At 63.2% G+C, this 20,624-nt stretch carries 8 protein-coding genes; 6 read left to right on the forward strand and 2 right to left on the reverse strand.

The annotated features are described in order from the left end of the window. Nucleotides 1–227: 227 nt before the first annotated feature. Entirely contained in the window at nt 228–1,262 is a 1,035-nt protein-coding gene (locus KUV41_RS09330) for a TRAP transporter substrate-binding protein (RefSeq protein ID WP_206939470.1), read from the reverse strand. Between the two features lie 315 nt (nt 1,263–1,577). Between KUV41_RS09330 and KUV41_RS09335 the strand changes: the two genes are divergently transcribed. The 3 genes from KUV41_RS09335 (at nt 1,578) to KUV41_RS09345 (ending at nt 6,315) form a co-directional block, all read left to right on the forward strand. Continuing rightward, nucleotides 1,578–3,398 (forward strand): IlvD/Edd family dehydratase, encoded by a 1,821-nt coding sequence (locus tag KUV41_RS09335; RefSeq protein WP_224852112.1) that lies wholly within the window; start codon nt 1,578–1,580, stop codon nt 3,396–3,398. Between the two features lie 73 nt (nt 3,399–3,471). Continuing rightward, a complete protein-coding gene (locus KUV41_RS09340; protein WP_222485787.1) occupies nt 3,472–5,274 on the forward strand; it encodes an IlvD/Edd family dehydratase in 1,803 nt (600 codons plus the stop codon). Between the two features lie 114 nt (nt 5,275–5,388). Next, complete coding sequence (locus KUV41_RS09345) at nt 5,389–6,315, forward strand: Gfo/Idh/MocA family protein (protein WP_222485788.1); 927 nt, start codon at nt 5,389–5,391, stop codon at nt 6,313–6,315. Between the two features lie 58 nt (nt 6,316–6,373). Here KUV41_RS09345 and KUV41_RS09350 read toward each other — a convergent pair whose 3' ends face one another. Further along, nucleotides 6,374–7,582, reverse strand: coding sequence for an ROK family transcriptional regulator (locus KUV41_RS09350; RefSeq protein ID WP_261389743.1), 1,209 nt, complete (start codon nt 7,580–7,582; stop codon nt 6,374–6,376). Nucleotides 7,583–7,952: 370 nt separating this feature from the next. Here KUV41_RS09350 and KUV41_RS09355 point away from each other — a divergent pair, with 370 nt between their 5' ends. The 3 genes from KUV41_RS09355 (at nt 7,953) to KUV41_RS09365 (ending at nt 20,615) form a co-directional block, all read left to right on the forward strand. Further along, on the forward strand, nt 7,953–8,735 hold the full coding sequence (locus KUV41_RS09355) for an SDR family NAD(P)-dependent oxidoreductase (protein WP_222483353.1): 783 nt from the start codon (nt 7,953–7,955) through the stop codon (nt 8,733–8,735). An 86-nt stretch (nt 8,736–8,821) separates the two neighbouring features. Then, nucleotides 8,822–10,249 carry a sugar porter family MFS transporter gene (locus KUV41_RS09360; RefSeq protein ID WP_222483352.1) on the forward strand — a complete coding sequence of 476 codons (1,428 nt, stop codon included), beginning with the start codon at nt 8,822–8,824 and terminating at the stop codon, nt 10,247–10,249. A gap of 964 nt (nt 10,250–11,213) precedes the next feature. Beyond that, the gene (locus KUV41_RS09365) at nt 11,214–20,615 is read left to right on the forward strand and encodes an immunoglobulin-like domain-containing protein (RefSeq protein WP_222485793.1); all 9,402 of its coding nucleotides are present in this window, start codon (nt 11,214–11,216) and stop codon (nt 20,613–20,615) included. Nucleotides 20,616–20,624 lie beyond the last annotated feature (9 nt).

The following is a 20,624-nucleotide window of genomic DNA, read 5'->3' on the forward strand; positions in this document are numbered from 1 at the left end:
GCCAGCTGAGCGACCTTGACCACGCCCTGGTCAAAGCGGCTGCGCACCACGTCGGGTGCGCGTTCGGGCGCCTTGTCGGCGTCCTGTCCCGGCAGGTCTGTCATGGGACTTCCTCGACGGCTTGAGGATCGCACCAGGGCACGATCCGGAAATGAGGGGGCGGTGCCGTGGCACCGCCGCAAGGGTGGGTGGAGGTGAGGTCCTGGCGTTGTGCCAGGGCTCGCCGTTTACAGCTGGCCGCGGGCGGTCAGGAAGGCGGTGACCGAGTCGTAGATCTTCTGGGTCATCTCGTTCTTGCCTGACCACTCCTGCCATTCCTGTTCGGCAGCCTGACGGAACGCCTTGCGCTCGCTATCCGGCAGGTCGAAGGGGTGCACCTCGGGGTCGGCCTGAAGACGTGCCAGGGTCTCGATGTCCTGGGCCTTGAGCCGTGCGATCAGGTCATAGGACATGGCGTCGAAGGCGGTTTCCAGGGTGGTCTTGAGATCGTCCGGCAGGCCGTCCCAGATGTCCTTGTTCAGTGATACCGCAATCATCGGCATGGAGTGGAAGCCGGGATACAGCGGGTAGGGGGCAAAGGCGTGCAGGCCCTGGGCGTCGTTGTTCGACAGCACGGTGGAGTCAGCCGCGTCGATGACGCCTTTCTCCAGGCCGGTGTACACCTCGGAGCCCGGCAGGTTCACCGGGGTCGCGCCGACGCGCTCGAAAATGTTGTAGACCATGCCCTGGGGCGCGCGAATCTTGAGGCCCTGGAAATCCTCGAGGGTCTCGATCGGCACGGTGGAGGGAATCGACTCCAGGGTAAAGGTGGCCGCGCTGATCAGGTGGGCGCCATAGGGTTCGACCAGCTCGTTGTAGAGCTCTTCGCCACCAGCGTTATGCATGAACTCGAGAAAGTCGTAGGAGTCGTTCCAGGCGCCTACCAGGTTACCGATCATGCCGAAAGCAGGGTTCTGGCCCGAGAAGTAGCTGGGATCGGTCATGTGGCCTTGAAGAATACCGGAGCTGACCGCTTGCAGGGTCTCGGTCGGGCCGACCACCGCGTTGATCGGCAGTACCTCGATGGCGACGCGTCCATCGGTCATGGTCTGAATGCGTTCTGCCCACTCCTGCTTGATCTTGAAGCTGGGCTCGCCGGCGGTCTCCGACGCCTGGAAGGTCCACTCGTATTCTGCCGCCTGAGCGGTGCTCGCGGCGCCGATGGCGAGGGTCGCGACGCCGACGGCGGCGGCCAGACGAGAAAGCGTGAGGGGTGCTGACATGGTCGATCTCCCTGATGAGAGCGTGATCGTTATTGGTGTGGCGGCAATTCTTGCTCGCCCTCTTTAAATGTTCAACATAGACTTTTGTATGTGTGTACTTTGACGTCCCTGCTCCGTAAGGTGTCGTCTATCTCGACGCCGCCTTGGCTCGGCACAGCGTTCGTCTCGTCACCGCCCTTGTTGTTTCGACAGGCGCTTTGCGGACAGAGCCGTAGCCGTTGAAGCCGTCGTCGTGCGCGCTGAACTCGCCGGCAACAGGCGCCAGTGCCACCACCACCCTTATTGCTATCCGTGACTGACCCGAGGAACCGACCCATGGCCAACCGCGACCAGGATCTCCCTGCCGACTCTTGTACCGACGCCTCTGGCGACCAGGCGACCCGCTCGGACTCCTCCGACAGCAAGGTCTCGCTGCGTAGCCATCAATGGTTCGGTACCGCCGACAAGAACGGCTTCATGTATCGCAGCTGGATGAAGAACCAGGGGATTCCGGATCATGAGTTTGATGGCCGTCCGATCATCGGGATCTGCAATACCTTTTCCGAGCTGACACCGTGCAATGCGCATTTCCGCAAGCTGGCGGAACACGTCAAGAAGGGCGTGCTGGAAGCGGGTGGCTATCCGGTGGAGTTTCCGGTGTTCTCCAATGGCGAGTCGAACCTGCGCCCGACGGCCATGTTTACCCGTAACCTGGCGAGCATGGACGTGGAGGAAGCGATTCGCGGCAACCCCATCGACGGGGTGGTGCTGCTGACGGGCTGTGACAAGACCACGCCTGCGCTGCTGATGGGGGCGGCGAGCTGTGATATTCCCGCCATCGTGGTGACCGGTGGGCCCATGCTCAACGGCAAGCACAAGGGACGCGATATCGGTTCCGGTACCGTGGTCTGGCAGCTATCGGAAGAGGTCAAGGCCGGCAAGATCTCGATGCACGACTTCATGGCGGCGGAGGCGGGCATGTCCCGTTCGGCTGGTACCTGCAACACCATGGGCACGGCCTCCACCATGGCCTGCATGGCAGAATCTCTGGGCGTTTCGCTGCCTCACAATGCCGCTATCCCGGCGGTGGACTCGCGTCGCTACGTGTTGGCCCACCTGTCCGGCAACCGCATCGTCGATATGGTCAAGGAAGACCTCAAGCTGTCCAAGGTGTTGACCAAGGAGGCCTTCGAGAACGCCATCCGTACCAATGCGGCCATCGGCGGTTCCACCAACGCGGTGATCCACTTGAAGGCCATCGCCGGGCGCATGGGGGTCGAGCTTGCGCTGGATGACTGGAACCGAGTCGGTCGCGGCACCCCGACCATTGTCGATCTGCAGCCATCGGGCCGTTTCCTGATGGAAGAGTTCTACTATGCGGGTGGCTTGCCCGCCGTGCTGCGCCGCCTGGGCGAGGCAGACCGTCTTCCCCACAAGTCGGCACTGACGGTCAACGGCAGGACCCTGTGGGAGAACGTTCAGGATGCGCCTCTGTATAACGATCAGGTCATTCGCGCCCTGGACAACCCCCTTGTCGATGATGGCGGCATGTGCGTATTGCGTGGCAACCTGGCGCCCAAGGGCGCGGTGCTCAAGCCTTCCGCTGCCAGCCCTGAACTGATGCGCCACCGGGGCCGCGCCGTGGTATTCGAGAATTTCGATGACTACAAGGCGCGCATCAACGACCCGGACCTGGAGGTGGACGCCAGCAGTGTTCTGGTCATGAAGCACTGCGGTCCCAAGGGCTATCACGGCATGGCGGAGGTCGGCAACATGGGGCTACCCTCCAAGCTGTTGGCCCAGGGCGTTACTGATATGGTGCGTATCTCGGACGCACGCATGAGCGGCACCGCCTACGGTACCGTGGTGCTCCACGTGGCGCCGGAAGCCGCTGCCGGTGGCCCCCTGGCCGCCGTGGAAAACGGTGACTGGGTCGAGCTGGATGCCTACGAAGGCCGTCTGCACCTGGATGTCAGCGAGGAAGAGCTCAGCCGCCGGCTGGCGGCCAGCGATCCCACCGCCGCGTCGCGCGAGATCGCCTCAACCGGCGGTTATCGCCAGCTCTATATCGAGCACGTGCTGCAGGCCGATGAGGGCTGTGACTTTGACTTCCTGGTGGGCTGCCGTGGCGCCGAGGTGCCGCGTCACTCTCACTGAGGCAAGCACCAACAAGGGCCCACATTCATCTTTGGCCGGTGGTGCGCCACCGGCCTTGGCAGGAGCTGTTGTCATGTCCCATCGTCCACGTCTGACACCCGACCAGCTGCGTTCACGCTGGTGGTTCGACAACCCTGATCATCCGGGCACCACGGCGCTGTGCATCGAGCGCTACATGAACTATGGGGTCACCCTCGATGAGCTGACCTCGGGCAAGCCGATCATCGGGATCGCCCAGTCTGGCTCGGATCTTACCCCCTGCAACCGCCACCACATCGAGCTGGTAAAGCGCGTCAAGGATGGCATTCGTGCCGCCGGCGGGGTGCCGTTCGAATTCCCGCTGCACCCGATTCACGAGAACGTGCGCAGACCCACCGCTGCCCTGGACCGCAACCTGGCCTATCTGGGGCTGGTGGAAGTGCTGCATGGCTACCCGCTGGACGGGGTGGTGCTGACCACTGGCTGCGACAAGACCACCCCGGCCTGCCTGATGGCCGCAGCCACCGTGAACATTCCCGCTATCGTGCTGTCCGGCGGCCCCATGCTCAACGGTTGGCGGGGCAACGAGCGGGTGGGATCGGGCACCATTATCTGGGAGTTGAGAAAGCGTCTGGCCGCAGGTGACATCGACTACACCGAGTTCCTGGCTCGGGCCACCGATTCGGCGCCTTCGGTGGGGCACTGCAACACCATGGGTACCGCATCTACCATGAACTCCATGGCCGAGGCACTGGGCATGAGCCTGCCGGGGTCGGCGATGATCCCAGGGCCCTACAAGGAACGCTCCATGGTGGCCTATCAGACCGGCGAGCGGGCAGTGGAGATGGTCTGGGAAGACCTGCGTCCGCTGGATATCCTGACTCGCCAGGCGTTCGAGAATGCCGTGGTGGTGTGCTCGGCGCTGGGGGGCTCCTCGAATGCGCCAATTCACGTCAATGCCATCGCCCGCCATGCCGGTGTCGAGCTCGACAATGACGACTGGCAGCGTCTTGGTCACCAGGTGCCGCTGCTGGCCAACGTGATGCCGGCAGGGGCGTACCTGGGTGAGGAGTTCCATCGCGCCGGCGGTGTGCCTGCGGTTCAGCGCGAGCTGCTGGATCGCGGCCTGCTGCACGGTGAGGCGCTGACCATCAACGGACAGAGCCTGTCCGACAATGTCAGCGGCCAGCAGACGCTGGACGAGGAGGTTATCCGCCGCTTCGATAATCCGCTGGTCCAGCATGCCGGATTCTTGAACCTGAAGGGCAATCTGTTTGAGTCGGCGCTGATGAAGACCAGCGTCATCTCGCCGGATTTCCGCCGTCGCTTTCTCGAGAATCCCGACGATCCCGAGGCCTTCGAGGGCCGGGTGGTGGTCTTCGATGGCTCGGAGGATTATCACGCGCGGATCGATGACCCAGCGCTCGAGATTGATGCCAACACCATCCTGATCATGCGCGGCGCCGGTCCAGTGGGGCATCCTGGCGGTGCCGAGGTGGTCAATATGCAGCCGCCCGAGGCCTTGATTCGTCAGGGTATCGATTCCCTGCCATGCCTGGGTGACGGGCGACAGTCAGGCACATCGGGCTCGCCATCGATCCTCAATGCCTCGCCGGAAGCGGCTACCGGCGGCCCACTGGCACTGGTCCAGACAGGGGATCGCCTGCGGGTGGACCTGGCACGCTGCGAGGTCCGGCTGATGGTGGATGAGCAGGAGCTGGCCGCACGACGCCAGCAGCTTGAGGACAACGGTGGCTATCCCTATCCGCGTCACCAGACCCCCTGGCAGGAAATTCAGCGGACCCTGATCGAACCGCTGGACCGTGGCATGACCCTGCGCGGTGCCGATGCCTATCGAGATGTGGCGCGCCAGAGTCCGCCCAGGGACAATCATTGAGGGTGTGGTTGCCTGCGAGGGTGATAGCTGACTGGCGAGTCGCGCCTGCCATGGCGTATGCTGAGCGGCTTTTCACCCACGCGGAGGCATTGGCCTCCGCTGCAGGAGTCAGCCATGGGGCACTTCCGACTTGGCGTGGTAGGCGCCGGCAAGATCGTCAGGGATCAGCATGTGGCGGCGATTGCCGCCACGCCGGGACTTGAACTGGTCGCCAGCGCCGACCCTCACGCTCGGTTGGAGGGCATCCCTGGCTATGCTGACCTCGGCGCCATGCTGGAGGCAGATTCGGGCATCGATGCGGTCGCCATCTGCACCCCGGCCCATCTGCGCCATCGGTTGGCCCGCCAAGCGCTGGCGGCGGGCAAGGCGGTGCTGCTGGAGAAGCCGCCGGGAGCCACTCTGGCCGAAACCCGTCAGTTGAAGGCGGAGGCTGAAGCACGCGGCCAGGTGCTGTTTGCTGCCTGGCATTCCCGCTATGCGCCTGGCATCGCCAGGGCGCGGGAATGGCTAGCCGAGCAGCATATCGAGCGGGTGGACATCCGCTGGCACGAGGATGTCAGGGTCTGGCACCCGGGCCAGCCGTGGCTGTGGGAGGCCGGCGGCATGGGGGTGTTCGACCCTGGGATCAACGCGCTGTCGATACTCACCTGTCTAGTGTCGGACCCTGTGCTGCTGGTCCAGGGCGAGCTCGAGATACCGGCCAACGCCCAGACGCCCATCGCAGCGCGTCTGCACTGGCGGACCTTGACGGAGACAGCCGTCAGCGCCGACTTCGATTTTCGTCATGAAGATCCCCCTTGCTGGGAAATGACCTTCGCCACCACGGCGGGCCGTCTTGTGCTGTCCCGTGGTGGCGCTCGGCTGTCCCTCGATGGCGAGACCCTTGTCGATGCCCCTGAGCGGGAGTATCTGGGCGTCTACCGGCATTTTCACGAACTGCTGACAAGCGGTGACAGTGACATGGACCTGGCGCCGCTGGAACAGGTGGCCGACGCCTTGATGTTGAGCCATCGCCGGGTTACCGAGCCGTTTGTCGAGTGACCTGACTGGTGCTGTCTAAGGCGCCGCAGGGGTTTAAGCAATGGTTCTTAGGGGCGGACTAGGCTGAGACAGTGACGTCATAATGACGGGCCAACGCCTGGCACAGCACCTGGGCTGCCATGCCTCTGGAGGCGATGGAGCGGCTATCTTCCAGAACCTGGACCGTCACCGTCGAGGCCTGGGGCAGTAAATGCTTCTGATGATCGGCGAAGAACCTGAGGGCGGGATCAAGCAGCCGCGGACCCAGCGATACCAGCGAGCCACCAATGATGATGCGGCCTGGATTCAAGGTGTGGTGGAGGTTCAGCAGCAGCAGGCCGAGGGCCTTGCCGGCCTGGTCAAGGCAGTCCGCCACCGTTGCCTGGTCGGGATGCTGGTCGATACCCTGGTGAAGCTCGGTATGGTCGTCGATGGCTAGCCGTTCGCGCAGCGCCCAACCCGATACCAGGGTCTCCGCGCAGCCGCGGTTGCCGCAGTGGCAGGCCTTGCCATCTGGTACCAATACCGTGTGTCCAATTTCCCCGGCCAGCCCGTGCACGCCGCGAATCACCCTGGGCGGAGAGCCGTCTTCCACCAGGCCACTGCCGATGCCGGTGCCGGCGCTGACATAGAGCAGTGACGCCGGCGTTTCGTTAGTGGCCGATGATCGCGCCAGATACAGCTCGCCGAAGGCGGCGGCCTTGGCTTCGTTGTCCATGGTCCAGATGCTGGCAAGGCCCGGCAGTCGTTGCTTCAACATGTCGAGCAGGGGCAGATCTCGCCAGCCCAGGTTGGGGGCAAGGCTGAGGCGGTGCTGTTGCGGCGAGGTGGGGCCGGGCACGGCCAGTCCGACGCCCAGCAGCTGGCGAGTGCCAAGGGCGTCGTCGATCAGCTCGCGAACCATCTCCGCCAGCGTGTCCAGAGTTGTATCGGGCTGCGACGGGGAAAAGCGCTGATGTCGTTGTGCCAGAATGGCGCCGGAGAGGTCGATGGCCAGCGCGTGAAGGCCGTGCACGCCGATTTCCAGCCCCAGCACCGCATGATGACCAGGATGCAGTGACAGCGCCTTTCCGGGTCTACCGCTGCCGCCGCGAATCGGCGCGCCTTCCCACAGCCATCCGTGTTCCAGCAATTCCTGCACCGCCGCCCCCACGGTGACCTTTGTCAGCTTCGAGCGTTGTGCCAGTTCGGCACGGGTCAGCCCCGGGGTTTGCCGCAAGAGCTCCAGCAGCGAGGCGCGATTGTGCTGTTTAAGAAACCCCAGGTCTCCTGCGGGGCGTGTCGTCATGGCGAGCATCCGGGTTGTTAACCGTCAGTTTTTGTTGGCGTCAGTGTATCAGTCGGCGCGGTGCTTGACTGGAGTTTCCGGCCCCGGGACAGCGCCCGGAATGAGATCCGTCGCCGCCGCGATACAGCAGTGTTTGCTGATAGGTTCGACATAAGTGCAATGGCGCTCCGGTGAGGATTCTACAAGACTCGGCTTTAAGTAAGTTCTGTTAACTAATGGCTCGCACAACCTCGCCTGTAAGGCGCATCCGGATTCTCGTTGCGCATGGCGGGGTGTCTGGTTGCCGTCGGCAAGACCGCCGCAAAGGGCCGGGGGACAGCTAGTCAGACGTATCGCCACTCACTCAGACGATCCGCACCAGAGGACCAACATGAGCAACACGCAAAGAGCAGACGGTATCGCCTATTACCCGGGACTCGCCGGCCAAAGAGTGGTCGTCAGCGGTGGAGGCACAGGCATTGGCGAAGGTCTGGTCACGGCATTCGCCGAGCAGGGCGCCGAGGTGCATTTTCTCGATATCCGCAAAGCCCCGTCCGAGGCCCTGGTTGAGCGTCTGGAAGAGCGTCTTGCCGCGCGGCCCCCTGGGCGGGTGAGCTTTCATGCCTGTGACATCACCGATACCGAGGCGCTGAAGGGAGTCCTTGGCCAGATTGGCGATATCGATGTGCTGGTCAACAATGCGGCCAACGATGATCGCCATCGCCTGGCGGACATCACTCAGGACTACTTCGATGAGCGCATGGCGGTGAATCTTCGCCATCTGGTCTTCGCCAGCCAGGCGGTGGCGCCGGGAATGGCGCGACGGGGCGGAGGGTCGATCGTCAACCTGGGGTCCATCAGCTGGCACCTGGGCCAGCCAGGCCTAGCGCTATACGAGACCGCCAAGGCCGGGATCGAAGGCCTGACCCGGGCGCTGGCCAGCGAACTGGGCGCAGAGGGTATTCGAGTAAACTGTGTCATTCCCGGCAACGTCAAGACCGAGCGGCAGTCCCGCTGGTACAGCGCTGAAGACGAGGCGCAGATCGTTGCCGAACAGGCGCTCAAGGTGCGCATCCAGCCGCACCATATAGCGGCCATGGTGGTGTTCCTGGCCTCTGACGCCGCAGCAGCATGTACCGCACACAACTATTGGGTCGACGCCGGCTGGCTGTAGCCAATGCAGCCAGCCGCAGAGACCCCAGCCACGCCAGCAGTATCGGGGCTCCATCACAACCTACAATAAGATGCCGGGAGGTACCCATGAACGAACATTCCACCACGCCAGACCAGCTCGCTGAGCTCAAGCGACAACGCTATATCCTGGCGATTTGCAGTGTTGCCGCCATCGGCGGTTTCCTGTTTGGCTTTGACAGTGGTGTCATCAATGGCACCGTCGACGGCCTGCAGAGTGCCTTTGGCTCTGACAGTGTCGGTACCGGCTTTAACGTGGCCTCCATGCTGTTGGGGTGCGCCATTGGGGCCTTCTTTGCCGGTCGCCTGGCCGACCGCTTCGGTCGCAAGTCGCTGCTGATCGTGTCCGCGGTGTTCTTCCTGGTCAGCGCCTGGGGCTCCGGCGTGGCCACCGGCTCCCTCGAGTTCGTCGTCTATCGGGTACTGGGCGGCATGGCTGTCGGCGCTGCCAGCGTGATGACGCCCGCCTATATCAGCGAGGTCGCACCGGCAGACCGGCGTGGGCGCTTGGCGACCATTCAACAGGTGGCGATCATTTCTGGTCTGTTCATCGCCTTTCTCAGCAACTACCTGCTGGCCAACCTCGCCGGGGCTTCCACTGCCAGTCTGTGGCTGGGGTTCGATGCCTGGCGCTGGATGTTCTGGATCGAGATCCTGCCTGCCGCGGTGTTTCTGGTGGCACTGCTGGGGATCCCCGAGAGCCCGCGCTTCTTGATCAGTCGCGGTCGCGATGACAAGGCGATACGGGTGCTCGGGCTGTTGATGGGCGAGGCTGAAGGGCGCGCCAAGGCGGAGGATATCCGGGCGTCGCTGGCGGCGGATCACAGCCCCAGTCTGCGGGACTTGATCAACTCGGCAACGGGGCGGGTGCACGGCATCGTGTGGGTTGGTATAGGGCTGGCGGTGTTTCAGCAGCTGGTCGGCATCAACGTGGTCTTCTATTACGGTGCGGTGCTGTGGCAGGCGGTGGGCTTCTCCGAAGGGGATGCTCTGTTGATCAATGTGATCAGCGGTGCGGTGTCCATCGGCGCCTGTCTGATCGCCATCGCGCTGATCGATCGAATTGGGCGCAAGCCGCTTTTGTGGGCGGGATCGGTGGGCATGGCGTTGACCCTGTGCCTGGTGGCCTACGCCTTCTCGACGGCCACGATGGTGGATGGCCGTCTGTCACTGGCCGGGGATATGGGGATCGTCGCCTTGCTGGCCGCCAACGCCTATGTGCTGTTCTTCAATCTCTCCTGGGGGCCGGTCATGTGGGTCATGCTCGGCGAGATGTTCCCCAATCAGGTGCGTGGCTCTGGGTTGGCGGTGGCTGGACTGTTCCAGTGGCTGGCCAACTTCTCGATCACCATGACCTTCCCGATCATGCTTGGCGGCATTGGCTTGGCGGGTGCCTATGGTGTCTACGCCTTCTTCGCCGCCTGTTCGGTGGTGTTCGTGATGAAGTGGGTCAAGGAAACCCGTGGACGGGAGCTCGAGCAGATGGCCTACGAATAGCCCGTATCGCCTCAGCGGTCACGCCTGATAGGCCCACTACCTCGGTAGTGGGCCTTCTTTTTGATGCCACTCCATGTCGCTCCCTTGTTGGAACCTGAACCTCTGTCATGGGCCTCAAGTCGTTGGCGTGTGTCCCTGTCATCTACCGTACCTCGTAACTCATGGCCACTCAGAAGAGGTAGAAAACGGTGCTTCGATGGCACCTTTTCATCTCAATGGAAGCGTGGGAAATGTAAGTCAGTTAGTGGACTGGGCGGTCAGCAGAAGATCGATAAAGCAGAATGTTTTTATATGCAATTATTCGCAATATCTGTTTTGTCTAACACCTCTGGTGGTTAGACATTGCGCAAAGGAGGGAGAGCGTTATTGCCTCTGGTGCTTGCTTTTTCTGCGGCCAGAATTTTCAAGAGAATGATGAGTATGCTGTCTAATTTCTGATCAAGACGCTAGCCATTAAGAGGTAGAAAAATGCAGCTCTCTTATTTTTTTGGTGAGGCATTTCATACTCGCAGTATGTTGTTATTTCTCATGACTTAGATGATGGTGCTTCATTATATCAGGTCAATGACGTGCCCCTACGCCTGCGAGTGAGTCGAGGGTCAACGCCTATAACAATCCTAAACTATCGCGTTGACGTCCCTCGTTATTTATCGAAATCCGATCTTGTCTATCGCTCAAGGCCTTATGCAACACAGTCAACGTCGTACAGAAGGGGTCCTGCACGGATCTTCGGTCGAGGCAATGGTCGATGGCGCTGCTGGCGCTTTTCTCGGCTATTCCTCCATCGTTGTCACTTCTTATCACTTCGCGATGTGGTCCTTATAAGGCGTTGATCGCCGTTGCAAAGGCCGGCCAGTGGCGCAATGCCTTCTTCGACTGTTGCTAGTGACGCAGTGGTGGGGAGGCGAAGCGCGCGGTCGGGCGACAGAGGTGGGACGGGCTTTCCCTTTGCAGGAGGGGCGTCATGGGTGCCTTGGGAAGAATTGTCGAAGTCAACGGTGAGATCTGGGTCCGCGATGAGTCAGGACAGCCCCATCGTTTGACATCAGGGGAATGGGTGTCGACGTCGAGTGTGCTTTCGGCAAGTACTCCTTCGACCCTGGTGCTGGAAGATGCCCCCACGCTGAGGTGGGCGGTGGATCCGAGTGACAGACTGGAAGTGGCCAAGATGCTGGCGCTGTTGTCCAGTGTCGAGGCATTGGGCGACGCGGCCAACAGGGATGTGCAGGGCTCGCCAGACCACACTGGAATAGAGGATGAACCGCGGCCGCCAAGCGTCGATGTGCAAGCCGCGGAAAGCGTTGACGCTGTTGGCGACAGCGATGAATTTAGTGCTGGCGCTGCTAGTGGTCAGTTGGCGGAGTCCGCAGGGGTGGCAGACGTGGTGATCGACAGCGATACCCTTGACGCGCTGTTGGCGAATCTTGAGTCCGAACCGCCGGCCAGCGGTCCAGGGCTCAGCGTGGGCGCAGGGAATGAGGGGCACCCCTTCGTGCGTCTTTTGCGCATCGTCGAGGCGGTGGACCCGCTAGCCTTTTCGTTCGATCAAGCGACGACTGATGATGACGAGACGATCCCCGATGGTGCGATAGGCATCGATGGTGCGATAGGTCTTGATGGCGCCCCGGTCGATCCGCTACCCAGCGTCAGCGTGACCCTCCTGGGGTCGGGGCCTGAAGGCGTCTACTCGCAGAGCGAGATTGGTGCGGACAATAGTGTGACCGCCAGGGTGGTGCTGGGCGGGGACGCTGCGGTGGGCGATCGCCTGCTGGTGGCCGATGGTGTCGGCCGGGTGCTGCTGGATCGACTGCTGACCGCGGTTGACATTGCTGGTGGGCTGGAGCTCGAAGTGCCCACCGGCGGCGTGTCTGACGTCAGTGTTCAAGCGACCCTGCTGGCGGCCGACGGTGACACCGCCAGTGACAGTGACGCCAGGCCCCTTGACCTGCAGGCACCCACGCTGACGGTGACCCTGCTGGGTGCCGGCGAGGACGGGATCTATAACCAGCGTGAGATCGGCAGCGACAACAGCGTGGTGGCGGTGGTCACGCTGGGTCCTGGAACCGAGGTGGGCGACAGACTCGAAGTCACCGATGCACAGGGAGAGCTGCTGCTTGAACGCACCGTCACGGCGCTGGACCTGATCAATGGTGTCGAGGTCACGGTGCCGGTCATCCCCGGTAGCGACAGCGTCAGCGTGACCGCCAGCGTGACGGATCCCTCCGGCAATCGCGGCCGCGACCAGGACAGCAAGGCGGTGGAGGCTCAAGTGCCTGGAGTCGAGGTCGCGCTGACAGGTCACGGTGACGACGGGGCCTTCAGCCAGGGTGAGATTGGGGGTGATGGTCAGGTCACGGCGACGATAGCGCTGACCGCCCAGACCGCTGTGGGCGATATCCTTAGCGTGGTCGATGGCAACGGCACGCTGCTGCTGAGGCGTCCCGTGACCGAGGTTGATCTGGCCGAAGGGATTGAGCTCGGCGTGCCCGTGCCCGCGGGCCAGACTGATGTCCTTGTCGCGGCGACGGTGGTGGATGCGGCAGGCAATACCGCCAGCGCCAGTGATACTGCGCCGGTGGTGTTGGGCATCACGCTCAGCGCCAGCGGGCCAGTGATCGAGGGCGAGCCCATCACCGTGACCGCCACTATCGACAATGTCCTGGATCGTGACGTCGTGCTGACGCTGAATGATGGTTCGACTATCACCATTGTCGAAGGCCAGCAGCAGGGCAGCACCCAGGTGGCCAGTCGTGACGACGATGACGTGATTCAAGGCAGTAACGATCAGATCATTCGTCTGACCGCGGTGTCCCCCACGGGCTTTGATCGGGTCGATACCAGCGGTACCGCCAGTGCCGTGGTCACCGACGATAGCGATCCACGTCACTTGCTGCTCACGGCCAGCCCGCGGGTGGACGAAGGGGGAACCATTACCTACAGCCTGGAGTTGCGCGATGCCGAGGGCCAGCTGCGCGCCGCGACAACGGCGATCAACGTCACCCTGGCCAATGGCGAAACGCTGACGCTGGCTCCGGGCCAGGCCACAGTCTCGCTGAGCGTGGCGGCGCCCGCGGACGATGTGTACGTGGACGCTGGTACGATCGTCAATCGCATCCTCGCGGCTGAACAGGACCAGGCTGGCAGCCCAGGCAGCCTCGAAACCCTGGTAGTCGATACCGCCAGCGTCACCACCCTGGTCGATGACACCCTGGATAGCACCCTGGTGTCACTGCGTCTGCCTGACCAGGTCGCCGAAGGCGGGGCCGTGGAAGTGACTCTCAGCGTCAACGACGCCCCCCGTGGCGGCCCCTTGCAGATCACCTTGAGTGATGGCACATCGGTGCTGATTGCCGAGAACACCACCAGCGCTACCGTCACCCTGCAGGCGCCAAACCACAGCGAAGCGCTGGGAGCGGGCGCCAGCACCGAGAGCAGTTCCGCTTGGACGGTGGGTATCGTCGCGCTCGAAGGTGGCGGCTATGAGCGGCTGGTGGCGGGGGTCGACCAGACCATCAGGGTGCTCAACGATAGTCCTGGGCTGGTGATCGGTGATGACAACGGTCCCACCGTATCGGGGGACAACAGTGTCAGTGAAGCGGGTCTCGACAGTGGATCCCTGGCAGATGGCAGCCATCGAACCGACGGCGTGATATCGCTGGGGTCGGGAGCGGTGGATGACCTGGCGAGGGTGATTTTCGGCAGCCAGACCCAGACACAGACCCAGACCCCAGCGCAACTGAACGCGGCCAGTGTCAGTGATCCCATCGTGATTGATATGAACCACGGGCGGCTATTCATCACCGGCTACGATGCGTCCGCTGGCCAGCTCTCTTATCGCTACGAGCTGACGGCGGCCGTTGATCACTCCGCAGGAGAGGTACTGGACTCCCTGGCGCTGACCGTGGTGGATGGGTCAGGAGACAGTCGCCAGGATGTGCTTGATATTCTGATCACCGACGATACCCCCTCCGCTACCAGCGGCGCACCACTGGTGACCGTCGAGGGCGAGGCGCTACGTGTTGGCGCGAACGTGCTTGGCAATGACGTCGAGGGTGCTGATCAAGCACGAGTTGCCGGTATTCTCTACCTGGATCGTCAAGGCAACGACGCACGGGCTGATATCGAGGCGGGCAGCAGCGTAAGCGTCGACACACGCTATGGGCACCTGAGCGTCGACAGCGAAGGCCGCTGGAGCTACCAGCCGGTGGACAGCGCCGCTCATCCGCCACCCACCGCCGATGATAGCGGCGATATCCTCCACGATGATTTTCACTACCTCCTGGTGGATGGCGATGGAAGCCTTGCCACCGCTGCCTTGCAGACCATCGTGGTGAACGATACCCATCACAGCATTGGCGAGCCGGTCGACGGCCGTCTCGAGGAGCGCCACCTGCCGTCTGGTACAGCGCCTGACAGCGCCAGGCAGGTGGTGTCGGAAAGCCTGGATATCAGTGTGGCCCAGGACAGCACCCAGGCGAGCTTCACCGGCGATACGCTGGCGGCACTGGAAGCACTCAACCTGACCTCGAGTGGCCAAGCGTTGAGCTATGGCCTGTCGGACGCCAACCGCCAGGTGACAGCGCTGGCGGACGACGGCAATGGGGCCGTCTTTGAGGTGTTTACCGTCACCTTGACGTCGCCGGACAGCGCGCATCCCGAGGGGCGCTACCTCTTTACGCTGAGACAGCCCCTGGATCACACCGCGGCGCAAGACACGCTGGCGATCGATCTTCCCTTCCAGGTGGTCGACAGCGACGGTGACAGGGAGGTGGATAGTGTCACTGTCAGCGTGGTCAATGACATCATCGCAAGCGACGTTGAACTGACGGTGGTTGAAGATGGCAGCCAGACGCTGTTCACCCAGGCCAACGCCACCGGAGGGACGCTGTCGATCAGTGCGGCCCCGCAATTTGGTGCGGTCACGATCGATGCAGACGGCAGGATCACCTACACCCCTGATCGTCACTACAGTGGTGCAGACCGCTTCAGCTACACCTTCACAGAAGGTGGTCGGGTGACCGCGGTAGACGTCGACGTCACGGTCATACCGGTGGCGGATGCGCCCTCACTGGAGGCGGTCAGTGTGGTGACCGACGAGGATAGCGCGGTGGCCCTTGGCCTTACGCTACCGGTTCCGACGGATGATCGAGACCTCAATGGTTCCTCGGATGCTGACTCTCCGGAACGGCTGGGAGCGATCACCCTGTCGGGGCTACCCCAGGGTGCCAGGCTGCTGGTTGACGGCGCCGATGACATCCTGGGAGTGGATGGGCGCGGGATCTCGATCAAGATCCAGGGGGGGACGCACCTGTCCACGTTGGCAGATACCGACGTCGATGTGGTGCTGACCGCTGCGCAGTTCGAGAGCTTGAAAGTGCTGCCAGCGGAGCACGATGGCGGGAATCTCTCGTTGACGCTGGCGGCCACCAGCTTCGAGGTCGATGATGCCGGCGCCCCCCTGGCGGGAGTTGCCGGGGCGACGACCAGCGTCAAGGTTGACGTAGGGGTCAAGTCAGTGACGGATGGCGTGACGCTGACCTTTGATGACGGCACCGACCATCGTGAATTCACGATCGATGAAGATGGAAGCCTCGATCTGAGCGCACGTCTCAAGGCGGCCTTTGGCGATCTGGATGGCAGCGAAGTGCGCGCGCTGCTGATTCAGGGGCTACCGCCAGGCAGCGTGGTGGTGGTCGATGACAGCCGCCGCATCACCGTCGGGGACGGTACTGGGGGCAATAGCGGCGAAGTGAGCATCACGGCTCCTGGATTGAGTAGCGCTATCGGCGGTTTTCCCAGCATCAGCGTGACGCCTCCGCCGGACTTCAGCGGAGTCATCGAAGACGTCATCGTCACCCTGGTGGGACAGGATACCGACGCCGATGGCCCCGCCGGAGCGATTGCCCAACAGCAGGACAGCGTCAGCCTCGACCTGGTGGTATTGCCGGTGGTCGACACCCCGACGCTTGCCGCAAGCGGTATCGAGGACCAGGCCTTTGCCTTCCTCAGCGGGCTGCGGCTGGGTGACAACGATGGCAGCGACGCTGGTGGCTCCATTTCCAGCGAATCGATCACCTCGATACGACTCACGTCCCTGCCCTCTGGCTGGAAGATCTTCGATGCCCGGGGCGTTCTGGTACACACCGGCAACGGCGTCGACGGCTTCAGCCTGCCCGCGACGGACGTTGAGAGTGATGACTTCCGTCAGTACAGCCTGCTTGGCCCTGCCCACGACAGCACGGATCCGACCATCGGGATCGAGGTAGGCATCCGCGATGTCGCCAGCATCCATGGCACCGACGTAGCGAGCTCATCGGTCACGCTGCTGGAGCTCAAGCCCAGCATATCCCCCAAGGCGGAGGTGATCGCCTCGGCGGTGGGCGCACCTGTGCCAGGGGGGGCGGGCGACACCGACCAGGATGGGCTGCCCGATCTGACCATGACGGCAGGGCATGTGTACGGGCCGGACGATGCCGTCGCCGAGGATGGCTGGTTTGCCTTGACCAACGCGGATTTCGACCTGGCCCAGGGCTGGTCGAATCAAGACGCTGATGGGTCCGAGGAAACCTTCGCCCTGCTGACGCCGGAGCGGGTGGCGGGCCAACCGGGGGGACTGGAAGGGTCGAGCTTTCGCTATCTCGACGGGGCGGGCCAGTGGGTGGAGGTGAGCTTCGATGGCCGTCCTGTGGAGGTCCCGGTGGCGTTTCTCTCGTCGCTGGAATTTCGCGCTCCGGAGAATCGCAAGGGCACCTTCCAGCTGAGGGTGCAGGCGAAAACGGTGGATCGTGATGCCGAGGGCAATCTGGATACCGCGGTCTCGGGGGAGGCGCTGTTGCAGGGCATCGTGGTGGACGATCCCCAGGCCGACCGCGTGTCACTGGGCTTTGAGCCTGTGGTGGCGACGGCGGAAGATGTGGCCGTGGCGCTGGATCTGTTCCCCCAGAGCGATGATCCCACCGAGACCTACCGACTTTCCTTTTCCGGCGTGCCGCAAGGCGCGGTGCTGCACTACGATGGCGAGGTGGTGGCCAGGGGCAGCGATGGTCTGTATGTCATCGACGACTTCGACAGTCTGCGCCCGCTGACGCTGACGCCGCCACCCGACAGCAACGAGAACTTCTCGATTCAGGTAACGCCCACCAGCGTCGACACCTTTGGCGGCGGGGTCGACGAATTTATCGGCGATCCGCAGACGATCCTGGTGGTGGTGGGGGGAGTGGCCGACAGGCCGAACATCGACACCCAGGTGGTCAGCCAGCCGGAACGACTGCTGGATGACGGTGCACAGTTGACGGTGCTGGCTGACCTGATTCAGGTCACCAGTGGCGACCGTGACGACTCCGAGTCCCTGGCCTACCGCATCACCGGACTGAGCGCTGACTTTGCGCTGGCCGGGGCGGTCGAGCTCACGGCGCCTGGAACGCTGGGAGAACAGCGGGTGTGGGTGGCCACCTCGTTGGCGGGTATCACCATCGACGGCCCCGCCAACTTCAGCGGTCGCGTCGAGTTGCAGGTGATGTCGGTGGTGACCGAGAACGACGGCAACGCGCGGGAGGTGGTCGAGGTCGTCGCCTTCGAGGTGACCCCGAGCCCCGAGGCGCTGCTGCAGACCACATCGCTGCTGGTGGAAGATGTGGCAGGGCTGCTGGATCTTGGGCTGCTGCCCCAGAACGATGATCTCAACGAAGTCATCTCGGCGGTATGGCTGAATGCGGCCGACCTGGCGGCGGCACCGCTGACCGTGCTCGGTCTGGAGGGGCCAGACGTTATCGACGAAGGCGACTACATCAAGCTGATCAACGGCGCCTGGGACAGCGTGCGTGTGCTGGGAGACCCCAACCTGGGCGATGCGGGAGTCGACATCCGGGTGCGCTATCAGATCACCGACAGCCCCAATGACGGCTTCGAGGGTAACGTGGCAAACACCACCTCCGCACCGATCGACGCCATCCATCATATTGCCTTCCAGGCCATCACCGACCTGCCCACCATCAACATCGCGGCGATTGCCAATAGCGCAGGAAGTCAGGCCGATATCAGCGCTACCCAGGTCACGGCGGCGACTGGGGATAGCGTCCGGATCACGCTGAGGGTGGGCCAATCCCTGGATGCCAATGCCGCTGGCCTGGCCGATGAGGATGGCAGCGAGTCATTGGTGGAGTTGCTGGTGGCGGGGGTGCCCGAAGGCGTGGTGGTGGAAGGCGCCGAGTTCGTCGGTGTGTTGCCGGGAGCCGGCACCGACAGCGGCGGGCATTGGAAGGTGCTGCTGCCATCCTCCCAGAGTTTCCAGGGCGCCGAGCTGACCCATGAACTGGTCTTCACGGTGCTTGAAGGCGGCCTGCACGACGATGACCAGGCTCAGCCGATCACCATCACGGCGGTGACCCAGGATGCCGGCATCGAGGTAGCGCTGCAGAGTGCCAGCACCGAATGGTCGCTGACGACCCTGGGTGCAGGTGGAGGGGGCATCGGCGGGGGCCAGGTCAGCATCGACTGGGAGGACCGGGGCGCGGCGCTGAGTGAAGATACGCAGGCGTCGCTCAGCGAGCTGGTCGGCGGCCGGGTCTTTGGTGCTACCGCTGACAGCACCCTGACCCTCACGCTCTCGGGGCTGCCCGAGGAGACCCTGGTGACGGGTATGCAACTAAGCAACGTCGGCGGGCAACAGGTGTGGTTTGCCAGCGTGCCCAACAGCGGCCCGAATGCCCTGGATGAACTGCTGGCATCGATCACGCTGACCGCGCCGCCGAACAGCAACGATAACAACGCCATGTTCAGCGTCGATGCCAGTCTGACCGTTCGTTCCCCCTCCGGGCGGCTTAGCTCAGCAAGCCTGGCCTTGGCGCCGCCGGTGTCGCCGGTCACCGATGCCATCGAGACGCAGTTGGTGGCCGCAGTGGCCGAGGACGCCCAGAGCATCGAGTTCTCCCTTGTCGTGGCCACTCCTGACGATGCGCCCCACGGGGAGATCGATGGACGTCAGCTGTACCTCAGCCTGCAGGAGGATCAGGTCAGGGATGCCAGCGGACAGCGCACCCCCGGTGGCACGCTGTGGTTCAACGGGCACGAGCTGATCGCCCAGGACGATGGACGCTTTCGCCTTGATGAGGTGAGCCTGGAGGCTCCCCTGAAGCTTGTCTATCAACCTGCCCGGGGCACCTGGGGACAGGTGAGGCTGACGGTGGAGGGGGGGGTGAGGGAAACCGGTGCCGACAATGTGGTCGAGCTAAGCGCAAGCACGGTGGGCGATGTGCCGCCGCCTCCCCCCGAGATCCGTATTGCCGACCTGAGCGGGGAGGAGGACACGCTGATTGTCCTGGAAGGGCTGACGGTGACCTTGCTGGACCCGAACCAGAGTCTTGCCGCCGTGCTGGTCGAGAATGTGCCTGATGGCTGGGTGGTGGTGGCCGGGGATTCGGCGGCGTCGGCCCGTCCTGTCAGTGCCATTGGGCAGGGAGGCTGGTGGATCCTGGGCGAAGACGGCATCTTGCCCGGCTTTGTCGGCCTCATGCCGCCTGCTCACTGGAGTGGTGAACTGGTGGGGGCAGATCAGCTGTCGCTGACGGCGATCGCGAGTCTTGGTGAGGATACGTTCATCAGTCGTGAGTCCTTTACGACCTCGGTGCAGCCCGTGGCCGATCGGGTCAGTGCCGAGCCGCTGCTCAGTTTCGGCGACGAGGGCGAGCGTATTCCCCTGAATTTGAATGTTGCCGTGCTGGACCGGGATGGTTCCGAGACGGTCACGCTCACGCTAGAGGGGCTAGGGCCACATGCCTCGTTCTTCGCCGCCGACAGTCTGCTGTCCGCTGCCTACGACGCCGAGCTTGATCGCTATACCCTGGAGGGCCTGGGGGCGCGCCAGGTGAACGGTCTGTCGCTGGTGCAGAAGGCGACCAACGGCAGTGTGATGCTGGATATCAGCCTGATGAGCGTGGATGGCAACGACGTCTCCCCGGTCTTTCAGACCCAGGCGCTACTGGATATTCGCAGCGCAGCGGCGACGACCGGAGACGATATCCTGCTCTACAGTGGCGTGAACATCGACGGGCTCGATGGCTTCGATGTGGTCAGGCTGCGTCTGGATGAGCCGCTGGATGTCTCCAGGGTGCAAAACGTCGAGGCAGTGGATCTGGGCGTCATCGGTCAGGACCACAGCCTAACCCTCAGCGCTCAGGATGTGCTCGACGTGGCCGGAGGCGAGGAGCTGTTCATCTTCGGTGATGCCCAGGATCGCGTCAGTCTGGTGGGCGAGCAGTGGTCGGCGACCGATGCGACGGTGGAGCGTGACGGCGTGGTATTTAACGTCTACGAAGGAGCGAATCACGCGGTGCTGAATATCCAGCAGGAGGTGGACGTGGAGATCTGACGATCCGTC

This window comes from Halomonas sp. DP8Y7-1, assembly GCF_019801685.1.
Taxonomy (GTDB): Bacteria; Pseudomonadota; Gammaproteobacteria; order Pseudomonadales; family Halomonadaceae; genus Halomonas; species Halomonas litopenaei_A.

Excerpts from the sequence above, each read along its gene's own strand:
- KUV41_RS09330 (WP_206939470.1), bottom strand. The coding sequence starts at position 1,262 with ATGTCAGCACCCCTCACGCTTTCTCGTCTGGCCGCCGCCGTCGGCGTC.
- KUV41_RS09335 (WP_224852112.1), top strand. The coding sequence starts at position 1,578 with ATGGCCAACCGCGACCAGGATCTCCCTGCCGACTCTTGTACCGACGCC.
- KUV41_RS09340 (WP_222485787.1), top strand. The coding sequence starts at position 3,472 with ATGTCCCATCGTCCACGTCTGACACCCGACCAGCTGCGTTCACGCTGG.
- KUV41_RS09345 (WP_222485788.1), top strand. The coding sequence starts at position 5,389 with ATGGGGCACTTCCGACTTGGCGTGGTAGGCGCCGGCAAGATCGTCAGG.
- KUV41_RS09350 (WP_261389743.1), bottom strand. The coding sequence starts at position 7,582 with ATGACGACACGCCCCGCAGGAGACCTGGGGTTTCTTAAACAGCACAAT.
- KUV41_RS09355 (WP_222483353.1), top strand. The coding sequence starts at position 7,953 with ATGAGCAACACGCAAAGAGCAGACGGTATCGCCTATTACCCGGGACTC.
- KUV41_RS09360 (WP_222483352.1), top strand. The coding sequence starts at position 8,822 with ATGAACGAACATTCCACCACGCCAGACCAGCTCGCTGAGCTCAAGCGA.
- KUV41_RS09365 (WP_222485793.1), top strand. The coding sequence starts at position 11,214 with ATGGGTGCCTTGGGAAGAATTGTCGAAGTCAACGGTGAGATCTGGGTC.